Annotated in this window: 13 protein-coding genes and 2 pseudogenes; 14 read left to right on the top strand and 1 reads right to left on the bottom strand. The window is 47.5% G+C overall.

Annotation, left to right across the window (positions count from 1 at the left end):
- Nucleotides 1-1,236 precede the first annotated feature (1,236 nt).
- The 8 genes from rsmG (at nt 1,237) to guaB (ending at nt 8,798) form a co-directional block, all read left to right on the top strand.
- Nucleotides 1,237-1,968 (top strand): 16S rRNA (guanine(527)-N(7))-methyltransferase RsmG, encoded by a 732-nt coding sequence (gene rsmG, locus JCM11969_RS05065; RefSeq protein ID WP_054709022.1) that lies wholly within the window; start codon nt 1,237-1,239, stop codon nt 1,966-1,968.
- Between the two features lie 131 nt (nt 1,969-2,099).
- Nucleotides 2,100-2,930, top strand: a complete 831-nt coding sequence (noc, locus tag JCM11969_RS05060) for a nucleoid occlusion protein (protein ID WP_054709018.1) — start codon at nt 2,100-2,102, stop codon at nt 2,928-2,930.
- Between the two features lie 18 nt (nt 2,931-2,948).
- On the top strand, nt 2,949-3,722 hold the full coding sequence (locus JCM11969_RS05055) for a ParA family protein (protein WP_054709015.1): 774 nt from the start codon (nt 2,949-2,951) through the stop codon (nt 3,720-3,722).
- Complete coding sequence (locus JCM11969_RS05050; protein WP_054709012.1) at nt 3,706-4,584, top strand: ParB/RepB/Spo0J family partition protein; 879 nt, start codon at nt 3,706-3,708, stop codon at nt 4,582-4,584. The genes JCM11969_RS05055 and JCM11969_RS05050 overlap by 17 nt, the downstream gene beginning before the upstream one ends.
- 17 nt (nt 4,585-4,601) lie before the next feature.
- Nucleotides 4,602-4,796: a DUF951 domain-containing protein gene (locus tag JCM11969_RS05045; protein WP_054709008.1), complete on the top strand. Its 195-nt coding sequence runs from the start codon at nt 4,602-4,604 to the stop codon at nt 4,794-4,796.
- 37 nt (nt 4,797-4,833) lie between these two features.
- Entirely contained in the window at nt 4,834-5,934 is a 1,101-nt protein-coding gene (gene ychF, locus JCM11969_RS05040; RefSeq protein WP_054709004.1) for a redox-regulated ATPase YchF, read from the top strand.
- Between the two features lie 454 nt (nt 5,935-6,388).
- A complete protein-coding gene (locus tag JCM11969_RS05035; protein ID WP_054708996.1) occupies nt 6,389-7,156 on the top strand; it encodes a DUF1129 family protein in 768 nt (255 codons plus the stop codon).
- Between the two features lie 499 nt (nt 7,157-7,655).
- Nucleotides 7,656-8,798 carry an IMP dehydrogenase gene (gene guaB, locus JCM11969_RS05030; RefSeq protein ID WP_054708993.1) on the top strand — a complete coding sequence of 381 codons (1,143 nt, stop codon included), beginning with the start codon at nt 7,656-7,658 and terminating at the stop codon, nt 8,796-8,798.
- Between the two features lie 288 nt (nt 8,799-9,086).
- Here guaB and JCM11969_RS05025 read toward each other — a convergent pair whose 3' ends face one another.
- Nucleotides 9,087-9,482: a Rossmann-fold NAD(P)-binding domain-containing protein gene (locus JCM11969_RS05025; protein ID WP_054708989.1), complete on the bottom strand. Its 396-nt coding sequence runs from the start codon at nt 9,480-9,482 to the stop codon at nt 9,087-9,089.
- Between the two features lie 471 nt (nt 9,483-9,953).
- On the opposite strand from JCM11969_RS05025, the gene croR reads away from it, so the two are divergent.
- The 6 genes and pseudogenes from croR to JCM11969_RS04995 all read left to right on the top strand — a co-directional run bounded on the left by croR (nt 9,954) and on the right by JCM11969_RS04995 (nt 14,709).
- Nucleotides 9,954-10,643: a response regulator transcription factor CroR gene (croR, locus tag JCM11969_RS05020; RefSeq protein WP_054708986.1), complete on the top strand. Its 690-nt coding sequence runs from the start codon at nt 9,954-9,956 to the stop codon at nt 10,641-10,643.
- Nucleotides 10,644-10,747: 104 nt separating this feature from the next.
- A pseudogene (locus JCM11969_RS05015) lies at nt 10,748-11,927 on the top strand (sensor histidine kinase).
- Nucleotides 11,917-12,858: a D-alanyl-D-alanine carboxypeptidase family protein gene (locus tag JCM11969_RS05010; RefSeq protein WP_054708983.1), complete on the top strand. Its 942-nt coding sequence runs from the start codon at nt 11,917-11,919 to the stop codon at nt 12,856-12,858. Before JCM11969_RS05015 ends, JCM11969_RS05010 begins: the two are co-directional and overlap by 11 nt.
- Nucleotides 12,798-13,250 carry a hypothetical protein gene (locus JCM11969_RS18760; protein ID WP_225353145.1) on the top strand — a complete coding sequence of 151 codons (453 nt, stop codon included), beginning with the start codon at nt 12,798-12,800 and terminating at the stop codon, nt 13,248-13,250. Before JCM11969_RS05010 ends, JCM11969_RS18760 begins: the two co-directional genes overlap by 61 nt.
- A 279-nt stretch (nt 13,251-13,529) precedes the next feature.
- Nucleotides 13,530-14,350, top strand: a pseudogene (locus tag JCM11969_RS05000) (AzlC family ABC transporter permease).
- A gap of 14 nt (nt 14,351-14,364) precedes the next feature.
- On the top strand, nt 14,365-14,709 hold the full coding sequence (locus JCM11969_RS04995; RefSeq protein WP_054708977.1) for an AzlD domain-containing protein: 345 nt from the start codon (nt 14,365-14,367) through the stop codon (nt 14,707-14,709).
- The last annotated feature ends 180 nt before the right edge of the window (nt 14,710-14,889 follow it).

The raw sequence follows: 14,889 nt of genomic DNA, 5'->3' as shown, positions 1-14,889 counted from the left end.
CCCACGTCGCCAAAATCTCTAGTTGACAAAGTCCGGTCCTGACTTTTTGGCCAGAGTCCGTTACACGTTAGCCCTCTGCCTTCTGGAACGCGTTTCAGCAATATAAAATGCCCCCACGTCGCCAAAACCACTTGAAGAATAAAACGCAGACCATTAAAGCTTTTTACATCATAACTGCTTAGCCAAGTAGCCGAGATACTGGGCAAGCACGTTCCATTCCGCAATTCGGCACTCCGCAGTGGTGGCTCGCGATGAAGCTAATTCAGCTGTCGCTCTGCGCCATCTGAATGGATCTCCACCGTCTCGCAGATGACTAAGCGAGGAAGGCACCCTCGCCAAGTCATCTCGACACCACAGCTCCGTGCCAAATTGCTGCATTTCACTTACAGTGAGTGTCTTAGTTATGTTAGTTAAAAATTAAACCACAGATAAAACTATTTCGAGGTGAATCCGCACGCGACTGCTGATTTAAGTCAAAGGTTATAACCCTGAGACAATGATTTCGTTGATTATCTATTCAATGAATTATAAGTCGACCAATGTGTTCAGACGAAATGCTATCTTAACACGTTCAAGTGACTATAGAATAGCCACTTGAAAGCATGCAAATCGTTACTATAATTGTGATACCTTACGAGATATTACAATGCTAAGTAAACGCTTCGTTCATCCAATCAAAATAGATTGCAACAAATTCGTTACGAACCCAACGTTTCATTGTATAATGGACGCTGTTTGTCGTTATATGTGTACGAGCGCCGGTCGATGATATTAAATATCAGCAATCCTTGGAAACACTACTGGAGTATGTTAGGTTCTGTTGTCGCACTTGCACTATGTGAGCTTCACGGAGCGGACCGAGCTCGGAGCAGTGGTGTTGGTGGCACTTGGCGGGGCGGGTTTGCCCGCTTAGAGCCACGTGAGACGAGGGAGATCCATTCATTTTACGGCCAGCGGTCGGAAAATGAATTAGCTCACTTGCGAACCACCACAGCTCCCAGAGTCGGCCCGCGGAGTGAGGCGACATCCTGCACAACCCAGGACCACAAAACCAGAATATTTTTCTCCTGAACCGTTTCCACCAGCCACGAATTTCTAGTATAATGTAAAGCGAACTGGTTAACGCCAGATGCGTGTGAAACACCGGTAAGTTGGTTGCATGTCGTGGGGAATTAAGGTAAAGTAGAACGGGACGTGAAACATCGTTGTTTCACAGAAAAAGGTGGAGAAAGAGTAATGAACGATATCCAATTTCAAACGGCATTAGCGGCACATGACATTACGTTGAGTGAAGCGCAGATGACCCAGTTTGAGCAGTACTATGAACTATTGGTGGAGACCAACAAACACTTGAACCTGACAACGATCACGGAGCGCTCTGATGTGTATTTGAAGCACTTCTTTGATTCGTTAACGCCAGCATTTTACATACCAGAACTGCGCACTGAATCACTGACACTATGTGATGTGGGTGCCGGTGCCGGTTTTCCGTCGATTCCTTTAAAGATTGCGTTTCCTAACCTGAAGATCACCATCGTGGATTCGTTGAATAAGCGGATCAAATTTCTGGAAACGCTCGTCGAGACATTGGGATTAGACGGCGTTGAAGTCTTTCATGCGCGAGCAGAGGAGTTCGGCGGGAAGCGGTCTGAACACCGCGAGGCCTACGATATCGTGACGGCGCGTGCCGTTGCCCGGATGAGTGTGCTCAGTGAACTATGTTTGCCACTCGTGAAGCTCAACGGCCAATTTGTTGCCATGAAGGCGGCGCAGACCGAGGCTGAACTCGATCAGGGCATTACTGCGATTGCGATGCTTGGCGGTGAACTGACGGCGGACTATGAGTTTGCCTTGCCTGAATCGGGCGACGGCCGCCACATTGTGGTGATCGATAAGCAAAGACACACGCCGAAACGCTACCCGAGAAAAGCGGGGACCCCGAACAAGGAACCACTGGGAGAAGCCTGACCGGTCAGTGATAGGGATTCGCGACTGGTCAACATACTGACAGCTAACACTGCCCGTCGTGCGGTGAAGGCCATTTCACCTAGCCATAACGTGTTTTTAAACACTTCCTAGGTATTGGAGGGAGAGTCGTCATGGGTTTTTCATTATTTGGCAGAGATAAATCGAATAAGGATGATAACACGCAGGAGAACATCAAGCAAAACGTAATCATGGTGCCCGTGAACGCCGTCGTCCCAAACCGGTTTCAACCACGCCAGGTGTTTGACGAACGGGGCATCGAGGAGCTGGCACAGACCATTGCGGACCACGGCCTGTTGCAGCCCATCGTGTTGCGTGAATACGAACCAAAGAAATACGAGATCATTGCGGGGGAACGCCGGTTTAGAGCCGTGAATTCACTGCATTGGCAGGAGGTCCCGGCAATCGTCGAGACCCTGTCAGACGATGAGACCGCCTCACTGGCATTGATCGAGAACCTGCAACGAGAGGGGCTCTCACCAATTGAAGAGGCGCAGGCTTACCAATCATTGATGAAACTCAATCATTTGACGCAGGCCTCGCTGGCTAAGGAGATCGGCAAAAGCCAGTCCTTCGTGGCCAATAAATTACGGCTGTTGAAGCTCAGTCAGCCGGTTCAAGACGCCATGATGAATCATGAGATCAGTGAGCGTCACGGCCGGGCACTGCTGGCGGTGACTGATAAGCAACAGGATAAACTACTGAAACGTATCGAGACTGACCATCTGACAGTGAAGGATGCTGAACGGTTGATTCAGCGGTCAAAGGCGAAGAACAAGCCGAAACCAACGCTGCATTCCGTTTCTGCGGATACCCGGGTGGCGGTCAATACGATTCGCGAATCAGTGAAGATGGTGACGGAAGCTGGTCTTCAGGTACAAACCTCGGAAGAAGACGAAGATGACCACTACCGCATCACCATTGACATCATCAAGAAATCATAAAGGAGTGACAACTAACCAATGGCAGATATAATTGCGCTTGCAAACCAAAAGGGCGGCGTTGGTAAAACGACCACGGGCGTTAACCTCGGCGCTGGCTTAGCCAACCTTGGCAACCGGGTCCTGATCATCGATATCGATGCCCAGGGGAATGCCACCAGTGGGGTGGGGATCGCGAAATCCTCAATCAACAAGGATATCTATGACATTTTGGTCAATGAAGAACCGCTTCAAGACGTTATTTTACACACGACCCACAAGGATCTGGACATCGCACCGGCAACGATTCAGCTTTCTGGGGCCGAGATCGAACTGACCTCCCAAATTGCCCGGGAGACCCGGTTATTAGACGCTGTGAAAACGATCGGCGACGACTACGATTTCATTTTGATCGACTGCCCGCCATCGCTTGGGCTGTTGACCATCAACGCCTTTACGGCCAGCAACTCAATTCTGATTCCTGTTCAAAGTGAATACTATGCTTTGGAAGGACTCAGCCAACTGTTGAATACGATTCAACTGGTTAGAAAGCACTTTAACCCCGATTTGAAGATCGAGGGTGTTTTGTTGACCATGTACGATGCCCGGACTAAACTGGGGCACCAGGTCAACGACGAAGTGAAGAAGTACTTTAAGGACAAGGTGTACAAGACCATTATTCCACGTAACGTGCGGCTCTCAGAAGCCCCAAGTCACGGGGTGCCAATTATGGACTACGACGCAAAATCAACCGGTGCAATCGTTTATACCGAACTCGCAAAGGAAGTGGCAGCTGCTCATGGCAAACAAAAATAACAAAGGGTTAGGTCGCGGTATCGAAGCGTTGTTTGCGGACAACAGTGTTGACCCTGAAGCAGAAACTGTTGTGGATATTAAGCTGGACCAGATTCGGCCCAACCCATACCAACCACGACAAAAGTTTGATACAGCGGCACTGAAAGACCTGGCACGCTCCATTGAAAAGTCTGGTGTTTTCCAGCCGATCATCGTGCGACAACCAGACCCTGAGGTGACCCGCTATGAGATCCTCGCGGGCGAACGTCGTTTTCGGGCTTCTAAAATGGTTAAAAATGACACGATTCCAGCCATTGTGCGGGAAGTCAGCGAATCGCAAATGATGGAGATCGCTGTCTTGGAAAACCTGCAGCGGGAAGATCTAACGCCGCTTGAAGAGGCCGAAGCGTACGAAATGCTGATGACCAATCTCAAGCTAACCCAAAACGAAGTGTCCAAACGATTGGGTAAGAGTCGGCCGTACATTGCCAACTATCTGCGGTTACTGGGCCTGCCAAAACAGGTCAAAGAACTGCTGCAAAAGAAGCGGTTGTCCATGGGGCAGGCGCGGACGTTGCTGTCATTGAAGGACCGCAGCCACATGGTCAGTCTGGCGAACCGCGCCGCTGACGGGAAAATGACCGTCCGGGCGCTGGAGAGTGTCGTTGACAAGATGAACGGCCAGGTTGCGGAAAAGCCAAAGAAGCATACCAAGCAGAAGTCACCGTACCTGCGCGCTGGCGAGAATGCCATGCAGGAGAAGTTCGGTACCCAGGTCTCCATCAGTGAAAGCAAAGAAGGCCAGGGCCGCATCGAGATCGAGTACCTGTCAGATGACGATTTGAACCGGATCTTAGATATTTTAGATGTGCATTTAGATTAATAAAGAAGGGTGATTACATGTACGATTTTGGCGATATTGTCGAAATGAAAAAGCCGCATCCCTGTGGTGTCAACCGCTGGCAGATCATTCGGATGGGTGCGGATATTAAGATCAAGTGTACCGGCTGCGGCCACATTGTGATGCTGACCCGCCGCGAGTTTGAAAAGAAGCTCAAAAAAGTTCTGGAGAAAGCCGACCAGGACGCAAAATAGTAGTTTAAAAATTTATAAGGAAGCGTGAATTTATACTATGTCATTAACTGCAGGAATTGTCGGTCTGCCAAACGTCGGTAAGTCAACCCTATTTAACGCGATCACGAACGCCGGCGCCGAAATGGCCAACTACCCATTTGCCACTATCGACCCTAACGTCGGAATGGTCGAAGTGCCGGATAACCGTTTGGACCGGATCCAGGAATTGATTCCAGCCAAGAAAGTTGTCCCAACCACCTTCGAATTTACCGACATTGCCGGGATCGTTAAGGGTGCCAGCAAGGGTGAAGGTCTTGGGAACAAGTTCTTGGAAAACATTCGCCAAGTCGACGCCATCGTGCACGTTGTGCGGGCATTTGACGACGACAACATTACCCACGTCTCTGGCAAGATCGACCCAATCGACGATATCGAGACCATTAATTTGGAACTGGGTCTGGCTGACTTGGACGCCGTTGACAAGCGCTTGGCTAAGGTGCAACGTGCTGCCAAGGGGAACGACAAGGAAGCGAAAGCCGAATTGGCCGTCTTAGAAAAGATCAAGCCAGTTTTGGAAGCCGGTAAGGGCGTTCGCTCAATCGATTTTGACGAGGACGAACAACCCATCGTGAAGGGCTTATTCTTGCTGACCAGCAAGCCGGTCCTGTACGTAGCTAACATTGCGGAAGACGACATGGCAGATCCAGAAGGCTCGAAGTACTTCAAGCTGATCCAAGATTACGCTGCCAAGGAAGGCGCTGAGGCCATCGGCGTTGCTGCCGAAGCCGAAGAAGAAATTGCGGAACTGGATGCTGACGAAAAGAAGGACTTCTTGGAAGCAGAAGGGGTTGAAGAACCTGGCTTAAACCGTCTGATTCGTGCTTCTTATCACCTCTTAGGCCTGCAAACGTTCTTTACCGCTGGTGGTAAGGAAACTCGTGCTTGGACCTTTAAAGAGGGCACCAAGGCCCCACAGGCAGCCGGCATTATCCATTCAGATTTCGAACGCGGCTTTATCCGAGCAGAAGTCATGGCCTTTGATGCGTTGGATGAGTTAGAATCCGAAGCAAAGGTGAAGGAAGCTGGGAAGCTGCGGGTTGAAGGTAAGGATTATGTGATGCAGGATGGGGATATTGTGGAGTTTAGGTTTAATGTGTAGAGTGTGGAGCAAGGCGGTTAAGGGGCAGAATGTAACGGACTCTGTCAGAAAATCCCGTTTCTGGATTTTTTGACAGAGTCCGTTACATGGCAGCCCCTTGCCTTGCGGAACACGTTTCGGCTGTGTGGACGAGAAAGCCTTTCAGCAGAAATGCCTGGTTTTGGCATGTGTGCCAGAGTTAGCTTATGCAGTAGCCCTCAGCCTTGCGAACACGTTTCGGCTATGTGGGCGAGAACGTGCTCTACTGAGATATAACACTAAACAATACCCAGTCTAAAGACCCGTTTAACATTAACCATTTATTCAACTGTGCCGAAACGTGCTCCGGAAAGCAGGGGGCTCCTGCAGAAGCAGCTTCGACTTCAAAATCCAAGACCGGGATTTTAAAGTCAAAGCTACTTCTGCTCCGCCCCCGAACGCTTTCCTCCGCACTCTGGCCAAGGAGGAAACCAACTTGAGTGAAAACGAACCACGCAACGCAGGCGCTCAGCAGCGTAATCGAAATGCTGACGTCCATCAAGACCGCAACTCTGCTGCTAAAAGCGAGCGGGCCGTCTTTGATAACATCGGTTTGACTAAGCGTAACGCCGATTACATGTACCGGTTTAACCAAGCTTTGCAGGAACAACCAAAATTGTCTGTTGATAAGAAGTCAGAAATCGTCAATCAGATGGTCGCTGATCTTCAAGAAGGGCAAAGAACGGGGAAGATTGCCAAAAATCTTTTCGGTGGTGACGTTCACGCCCGCGTAAAGGAAATCGTTGAGGGGCCAAAACGTGATGCCAGCGCCCCAGATCCATACTGGCCAAGTGCGCTTTACAACGGACTGTGGTTCTTTACCATTTTCAGTTTGATGTTCGGAATCCTCTACATCGTTTCGCCATCAGCACAGAAAAATGGGTCGCCAGTCGGGATTACGTCAATTATCCTGTCAGGGGTCATCGCTGGGCTAGCATTGCCAGCTATTCCACGGATGTTTGATTCAAAACGCAAGCACTCACTGAACCTCTGGATCCGGATCCTGTTAGCAATCCTCTTTGTGGTTGCATGGCTGGTGCTGTTCTACGGCATGGCCTACTTGCCAGGCTTCTTGAACCCAGTAATGACACCATGGGCACAGTTAGTATTAGGTGTGCTGACAGGTGTCGGCGCCTGGTTCGTCAAGCAGCACTATGACCTGCGACAAGGGTTCTTTTCTGGGAATACGCAGAGGAGAAGGTAGAGTGTGGCAGAGTGTGGAAGCAGGCGTTTAGAGGGCGGAGCCTAAGCCAACTCTGGCAGAAATGCCTGAACTTGGCATTTTTGTCAGAGTTGGCTTAGGCAGGAGCCTCTGCCTGCTGGAACACGTTTCGGCTATATGGGCGAGAAGGTATCACCAAAGTGTCCTCACATAGCTCACATTCACCATCAAAACAAATCAATAATGCAAAGCAAAAAAGCACGCCATCATCCCAAAATGATAGCGTGCTTTTTTTGCTATTCAATATCATAAGTCAACAATAATGATACCGCTTACCATAAAATTTCGAACGATTATCATTCTCCCAAACCGATTGTTCTCAATCCTCCAAAATAAAATCATTTTCCAATGCATAAGCGGGAAACAAGGGCTAAATCACGAATTTAAAATAACAGTTTGATGAGAACCGTTGCATTTTCTGAAAACGCCTGTTATATTAAATGGCAACACAAAAAAATATCATAAGGGAGCGTTTATTTCAATGACTACTAATTGGGATACAAAGTTTGCAAAAGAAGGAATTACATTTGATGATGTTTTACTGATACCAGCGGAAAGTCATGTGTTGCCAAACGATGTCGATTTACGGATCCAATTAGCCGATAATTTGAAGTTAAACGTACCATTTCTCAGTGCCAGCATGGACACTGTGACTGAATCAAAAATGGCCATTGCCATGGCAAACAACGGTGGTTTAGGGGTCGTTCATAAGAACATGAGCAAGGAAGCCCAAGCTGCTGAAGTTGCTAAGGTCAAGGCCGTTACAAAGGATGCCGAAGCCCACCCAATTGCCGCTGTTGATGCAAATAACCACTTGTTGGTTGCAGCTGCTGTTGGTGTTACTTCTGACACCTTTGAACGTGCTGAGGGTCTGTTGGATGCTGGTGCTGATGCCATCATCATCGATACTGCCCATGGTCATTCAGCTGGCGTGTTACGCAAAGTTGCTGAAATTCGTAAGACCTTCCCTGAAGCTACTTTGATTGCTGGGAACGTTGCTACGGGCGATGGCACTCGTGCCTTGTTTGATGCCGGCGTTGACGTTGTTAAAGTTGGTATCGGTCCTGGTTCAATTTGTACCACTCGGGTCGTTGCCGGTGTTGGCGTCCCTCAACTGACTGCCATTTACGACGCCGCAACTGCTGCTCAAGAATACAACAAGCCAATCATTGCTGATGGCGGGATCAAGTACTCTGGTGATATCGTCAAGGCGTTAGCAGCCGGCGGGAACGCAGTAATGCTCGGTTCAATGCTTTCAGGAACTGACGAAGCACCTGGTGAAGTCTTTGAAGACAACGGCCAAAAGTTTAAGTCATATCGTGGTATGGGTTCAGTTGCCGCCATGGAACATGGTTCAGCTGACCGATACTTCCAAGGCGGCGTAAACGAAGCCAACAAGTTGGTACCAGAAGGTATCGAAGCACGAGTAGAATACAAGGGTTCCGTTGATGACATCATCTTCCAAATGATTGGTGGCTTACGTTCAGGCATGGGTTACACCGGTGCCGCAACCGTTGCTTCACTAATCAAGAAGGCCCAATTCGTCCGGATCTCAAACGCTGGGTTAATTGAATCACATCCTCATGATGTGCAGTTGACGAAGGCGGCACCTAACTACAAGTAGTAGAGTGTGGAAGCAGGCGTTTAGAGGGCGGAGCATAAGCTAAGTCTGGCAGAAATGCCTGAACTTGGCATTTGTGTCAGAGTTGGCTTATGCAGTAGCCTCTGCCTGCTGGAACACGTTTCCGCTATGAGGCCAAGAAAGCTTCCAGAAAAAAATCAAAAAATCAAACATAAAAAAGAGAGTCAGAAAACCACACCGTTTTCTGACTCTCTTTTACTTTGAGAATGCAATTCATTAACGCAAGTTTGTGAACACATAGTTCGGTGTGCAATTCAGTGGGTGAGACTGTTAGTTACCCGTGGTCTTGATACCAAGTGATTGGGCTTCACTGGTAACGAAATCACGAATTGTCCGCGGCTTTTGGTCACCGAGGAGCCAGTGATAAACGTTGGCGTTTCCTGACCAACCCCAGTCGGTGTAAGTCTTACGCATGGCAACAAAGGCCGCCTTTGCGAAGCTGTCACCGCCTTCAAAGTAGGAAGGCCAGTAGTCCCTTAAATGATCGGCATCAACAAAGACTGGCTTGATATCAGTCCCCATGACGTCGTTCATGATGTCACAGATCTCATTTGGCGTCTTAATCTCGTCACTTAAGACGTAGATGGCGTGTTTGTGGGAGTCTTCCTTGAGTACCTTAATAATGACGTCAGCTTCATCGAGTGCGTTAAGATACGAAACAGGCATATCCAAAGGCCGGGAATCAGATTTCCGGTAGGCGCGACATTTTAATAACAATCTTCGAATAAATGGATTAAAATAGAACATAACAAATTGTATCGAATTTTAGGTAACTTAAAGGTTGGTAGTCCAGACTATCGTAAGGGATTGCTGGTGCAGTTGAGATTGTGTGCAACCACAGTTGACCAATGCAGTGATATGGGCTGAGTTAGCGATAAGGTTTTTCTATGACAGTCGCCATTTGGTTGTGGTTATTTTCGTTGCAGGGCTTAAAATGCATGGCGGATCAAACCAAGACTCTTAAGATTAGGTTAACCAACTTACGCTCTTCATAAGTTCCACAATAAATTGCTGAATGATTATTCGACTTTTGTTAATATAGACATAAGCGATCGTGTTTTGTGCATTTATGATGTCACGATGCTTTCCCGGTAGTAATCGATCCAATTCTATGAATAAGGGAGTATTAAATTAATTATGAAAATTTTAGTTGTTGATGACGATAAAGAAATCGCGCAATTATTAGAGATTTACATTAAAAACGAAGGCTACGAACCAGTAACGGCCTACAATGGGAAGGAAGCTTTGACAAAGCTACATACCACACCGGACATTGGGCTGATGATTCTTGATATCATGATGCCTGAAATGAATGGGATCGAAGTCATCAAAGAAGTCCGGAAAGATTCAGAACTCCCAATTTTGATCTTGTCTGCCAAGACGGATGACATGGATAAGATTCAGGGCTTGATCAGTGGTGGGGACGATTACGTCACGAAACCATTCAACCCGCTGGAAGTCATGGCCCGCGTTAAGTCGCTGTTGCGGCGGTCACAGGACCACGTCACTGAAAGTCAGCCGGACGTCCTCGACATTGGGTCGTTGACCATTAACAAGGATTCACACGAAGTCAAAACGATTGCCGGGAGTCCCATTAATTTGACGGCCTTGGAATTCGGCATTCTGTACCTGTTAGCAAGTCATCCGAACCGGGTCTTTTCTGCTGATGAAATTTTTGAGCGCGTTTGGCGACAGGAATCAATCGTTTCGGCCAAAACGGTCATGGTGCACGTGTCTCATTTAAGGGATAAAATTGAAGACGCAACTGGCGGCGAAAAAGTGATTCAAACCGTTTGGGGTGTCGGTTACAAGATTGAAACCCACTAGCACAACTGATGGGTGGTTAAAGTCAGTTTCCAGGCGCTGTTTGGGAACTGATTTTAGTATCATCAGCCGGATGGTAGGGGAAATAATCAGGTTGGAGGATAGCCGTGAAACTCACCACACGAGAAAAAAGTGCCCTCATCATGGAGGCGTTTGTGACCATTGTCATACTACTGTTAGTGAACCTATCAGTAATCGTGATTCTAAATGATATGATTCAAACGAACCCAGGATTGCAGGACGGGATATTTATCATTAAACGGTCCATGGTCATCGGCCGTACCACTATCAGCTGTGGAGCTGGGAGAATATTTTTATTGGCCTGATGATTGCGGCGGATGCCGGTGTCGTTTATTGGCGGCTGTTGCGCCGGTACCATCAGATGCAGCTGCGGCACATCATTGATGAACTGCACTACATTGCTAATGGCCACTTTGACCACCGAATCCCGTTCACGTTGAAGGGCGATACGCAACGCGTGGTGACGTCAGTGAATGCGTTGGTTGATTCCGTGATTTCGTCAATGGAAGATGAACGCCGAATCGAAAAATCAAAGGATGAACTGATCACAAATGTCAGCCATGACCTGCGAACGCCGTTAACGTCAATTATCGGCTATCTGGCTTGATTGAGGATCATCAGTACCACTCAGAGGATGATATTCTCAAATACACGCACACGGCGTTTAACAAGGCCAAGCAAATGAAGTCCTTGGTGGAAGATCTCTTTGAGTACACCAAGATGCGCCAAACCGATACGCCGATGAACATCTCTAAGATCGACATCAATCAGATGCTGGAACAACTGGCTGCTAGTTTTGAGCTTGAAGCGGAAGATAAGGGGATCAAGATTGCCATCGATGCAGATGACAAACCGTTACAGATCGAAGCGGATGCCGAAAAACTTGGTCGGGTGTTCAATAATTTGATTGCAAACGCGTTGAAGTACGGTGACGGCGGCCACAATATCATTTTGCGGTCTAAGCCGGTCAGTGAGCGGGAAATTCAGGTGAGCGTCGAAAACGACGGTTCACAGATTCCGGAAGCGTCACTGAAACAGGTGTTTGAACGGTTTTATCGGGTTGAAGGATCACGTTCCAAAGCTACGGGGGGAACGGGTTTAGGCTTAGCCATTGCCCAGAGTATTGTGGATCGGCACGGCGGGTACATTTACGTCACGTCCGATCCCAAAATGACGCGGTTTATCATCCACTTGCCGGTTAAAAACGGGGAGCGAATCGAACGCGTCCAACCAACAACAACACCGGAGGAAAATCTTGAAGAATAAAGAAATTCAAATGAGAACCATCGCACAGATGGGTCTTATTTTAAGTGTTATAGCACTGTTTATGGCGTTTTATACGAGTGGCGTTACTGCGCAAGCCTCGTCGGTTTCATCCGCGTCGTCCACTTTGAATTTGAACGTGAAGTCAGCGATTGCCATTGACGCTAACACAGGTCAGGTTTTATATGACAAAAACGACAAAAAGGCGTTGCCGATTGCTTCTATGACGAAACTATTAGCCATCTACATTGTGTTGCAAGAAGTGCATGATGGTAAATTATCTTGGAATCAGAAAGTGCATGTCAATCAGGCGACCGCAAAACTGAGTAAGAATACGGAATTGACTAACGTGCCGTTGACGACCAGCGAAACCTACACCGTTAAGGAACTCTACCAGGCATCGCTGATCTATTCGGCTAACGCAGCGGTCGTTGCATTAGGTAATGAGATCTCAGGCAGCCCGCATGTGTTCATGACGAAGATGCGGCAAACGGCTAAGAAGCTTGGACTCAATTCAGCCAAGCTGATCACGGCCTCTGGTATTACCAATGGTCAAGCTGGCTCAATGGGCTATTCATCACTGCCGAAAAAGGATGAAAACACGATGTCAGCAAGTGATGTCGCTAAGTTAGCCCAGGATCTGTTGAAGACTTATCCAGAAATCTTAAAAACAACCTCAACTTCAACGCTGACCTTTGATAAGGGTGGCGCTAGTGAGACGAAAATGACCAGTTGGGATCTCATGCTCAAAGGGTTATCGCAGTATTCGGCTAACTTACCAGTTGACGGGTTAAAGACGGGCTCATCAACTGCTGCCGGCGCAACTTTGTTGGGACGGTCAAGAAGAATGGCCACCGGATCATTACGGTGGTCATGCACGCGGCTTACAAGTCCAGCACCGATCCGTCACGTTTCGTCCAAACTAAAAAATTGATGAACTGGGTCTACGCTACTTATAAACCAGTGACTTTAAAGAAGGGTGCGCAGTTTGCCCAGAGTGACACAGTCAGCGTACCTTATGGCAAACAAAAAACAACCACGGTTGCAGTTGGTAAGAACACGACTGTTTGGCTGGCTCAGAATCAGAGTACGGCGCGGCTGAAGGGCAAGGCCCATTTGAAGGCTTCAGTTACTGAGAAGAAGGGGTTAAAGGCGCCGTTAGCAGCTGGTACTCAAGTCGGAACACTGAATTTGAAAACTGATGGGCAATCTTTCAGTTTCTTAAATGGCGGTGACACATTAAATGTGCCGATTCAGATCAATCATAGCCTAAAACGTGCTAATTGGTTCGTTCGGACTTGGCGAGATATTGCTGGTATTTTTTAAAATTTAGTAGCTGAATAAATAGTTATATGAACAAAAACGGGTGCCTTTATTGCATTATTCGTAAACTGAATGGCCAATTTAAAATTACCTATGAGACACAACTAAATTCTAATGTTTTCCTTGTGAATCCAACGTAGGAAAACATAATGAAACATGGTAAAATAGTCTTGCATTGTGTGATTATGGTGTATATTTTGTTTGATTTTGGTAAAAGCACTCATGCGGTCACTGTTGATCGGCGTGAGTCTAAAACATTTCAGTTGTGTCGAACGCTTTGTGATGGAGGCATTCTTTTTGACTAAACAATTGCCAAACCCAAACGAGCCCAGGTGGCGGATGACGTTACGGACGTCCATGCCATTGAACTTAAGCTATATCCCGATTGGCTTGGCTTGTGGTGTGCTGTTGCACGCCGCTGGTTTTAACACGTTATTGACGGGGCTTGTTTCAATTATGGTTTTTTCCGGCGGTGCTCAATTTATGATCGCGTCAATGTTAACGATCAACGCGCCGTTACTTTCAATTGTCTTAATGCTGTTCTTCTTGGAACTGCGTTATGCGTTACTTGGATCCAGTTTATCCCGGTATCTAAAGGGGCAGTCGGAACGATTCCTGCTGGTCTTTGCGGTATCGTTGAACGATGAAAATTACGCGGTCAACTACTTAAAGTTTGCTACGGACAAGAAGTGGACGCCGCAAGATGCCTTACAGGTTGAACACTACTCACTGTTATTTTGGACGGTCAGCAACCTCATCGGCAGCCTGATTGGGAGTGCTTTGAAAATTAATCTCAACGTGGTTCAATTCGCGTTGACGGCACTGTTCATTTACATGGTTGTGATGCAGATCAAGGAACGCCTCACCATTATCGTGGCCATTTTGGCCGGTATCTTGGCCGTGGTCTTCCTAACGTTGACTAAGAGCACTATTGGTTGGTCATCTCAACGTTGCTGACGTCCTTCATCGGCTTCTTGTTCGAACATTATCTGGTAGAGAAACATCCGAAGAGTCATTTGCTGTACAAATTGCGGCATCATGAGGATACTGCCGACGAGGATGAGGACGAAGATTCCGTTGAAGAATCGGGTCAGAATAGCTAGGCGAGGTAAACGGAATGAATTCTGTGAATACGTGGAATACCACACAACATTTTTGGCTGATTATTTTGGGGTTCTTTGTGGCCTTTGCGCCACGTTATCTGCCAATTAAGATCTTTACCAAACGAAAAATTCCCGAGTGGTTCAACGAATGGATGCGGTTCGTACCCGTTTCGTTGTTTACGGCGCTGGTCGTAAAGGATATTTTTATTTCCAGTTCCTACCACTTTGAAGTGATGCCGCACATTGCTGACATCATTGCGGGATTACTCGTTTTAGTCATTGCGTACGTGACACGCTCCATGGCAATTTCCGTAGTTGCTGGGTTGATCAGCGTGTTCCTGCTATCAATGATCATTTGATGCACAAAAACTTAATAGATGAGTCTAACTTGAAGCGTTGACCGGTTTGGTCAGGGCTTTTTATTTTGCTGCAAAGACTGCTCTTGGCTGACAGGCCTTACTGTAATTTCCAGTATAGGGTGTCAGTGTAACGACTTGATGGTGGTTATGAAAAGATTGTGTAAATGTTGTGTATCGTTT

The sequence above is a fragment of the Secundilactobacillus paracollinoides DSM 15502 = JCM 11969 genome (assembly GCF_001311135.1).
GTDB lineage: Bacteria > Bacillota > Bacilli > Lactobacillales > Lactobacillaceae > Secundilactobacillus > Secundilactobacillus paracollinoides.
The sequence above is the reverse complement of the archived record's forward strand: the minus strand, read 5'-3'. Positions and strand labels throughout refer to the sequence as shown.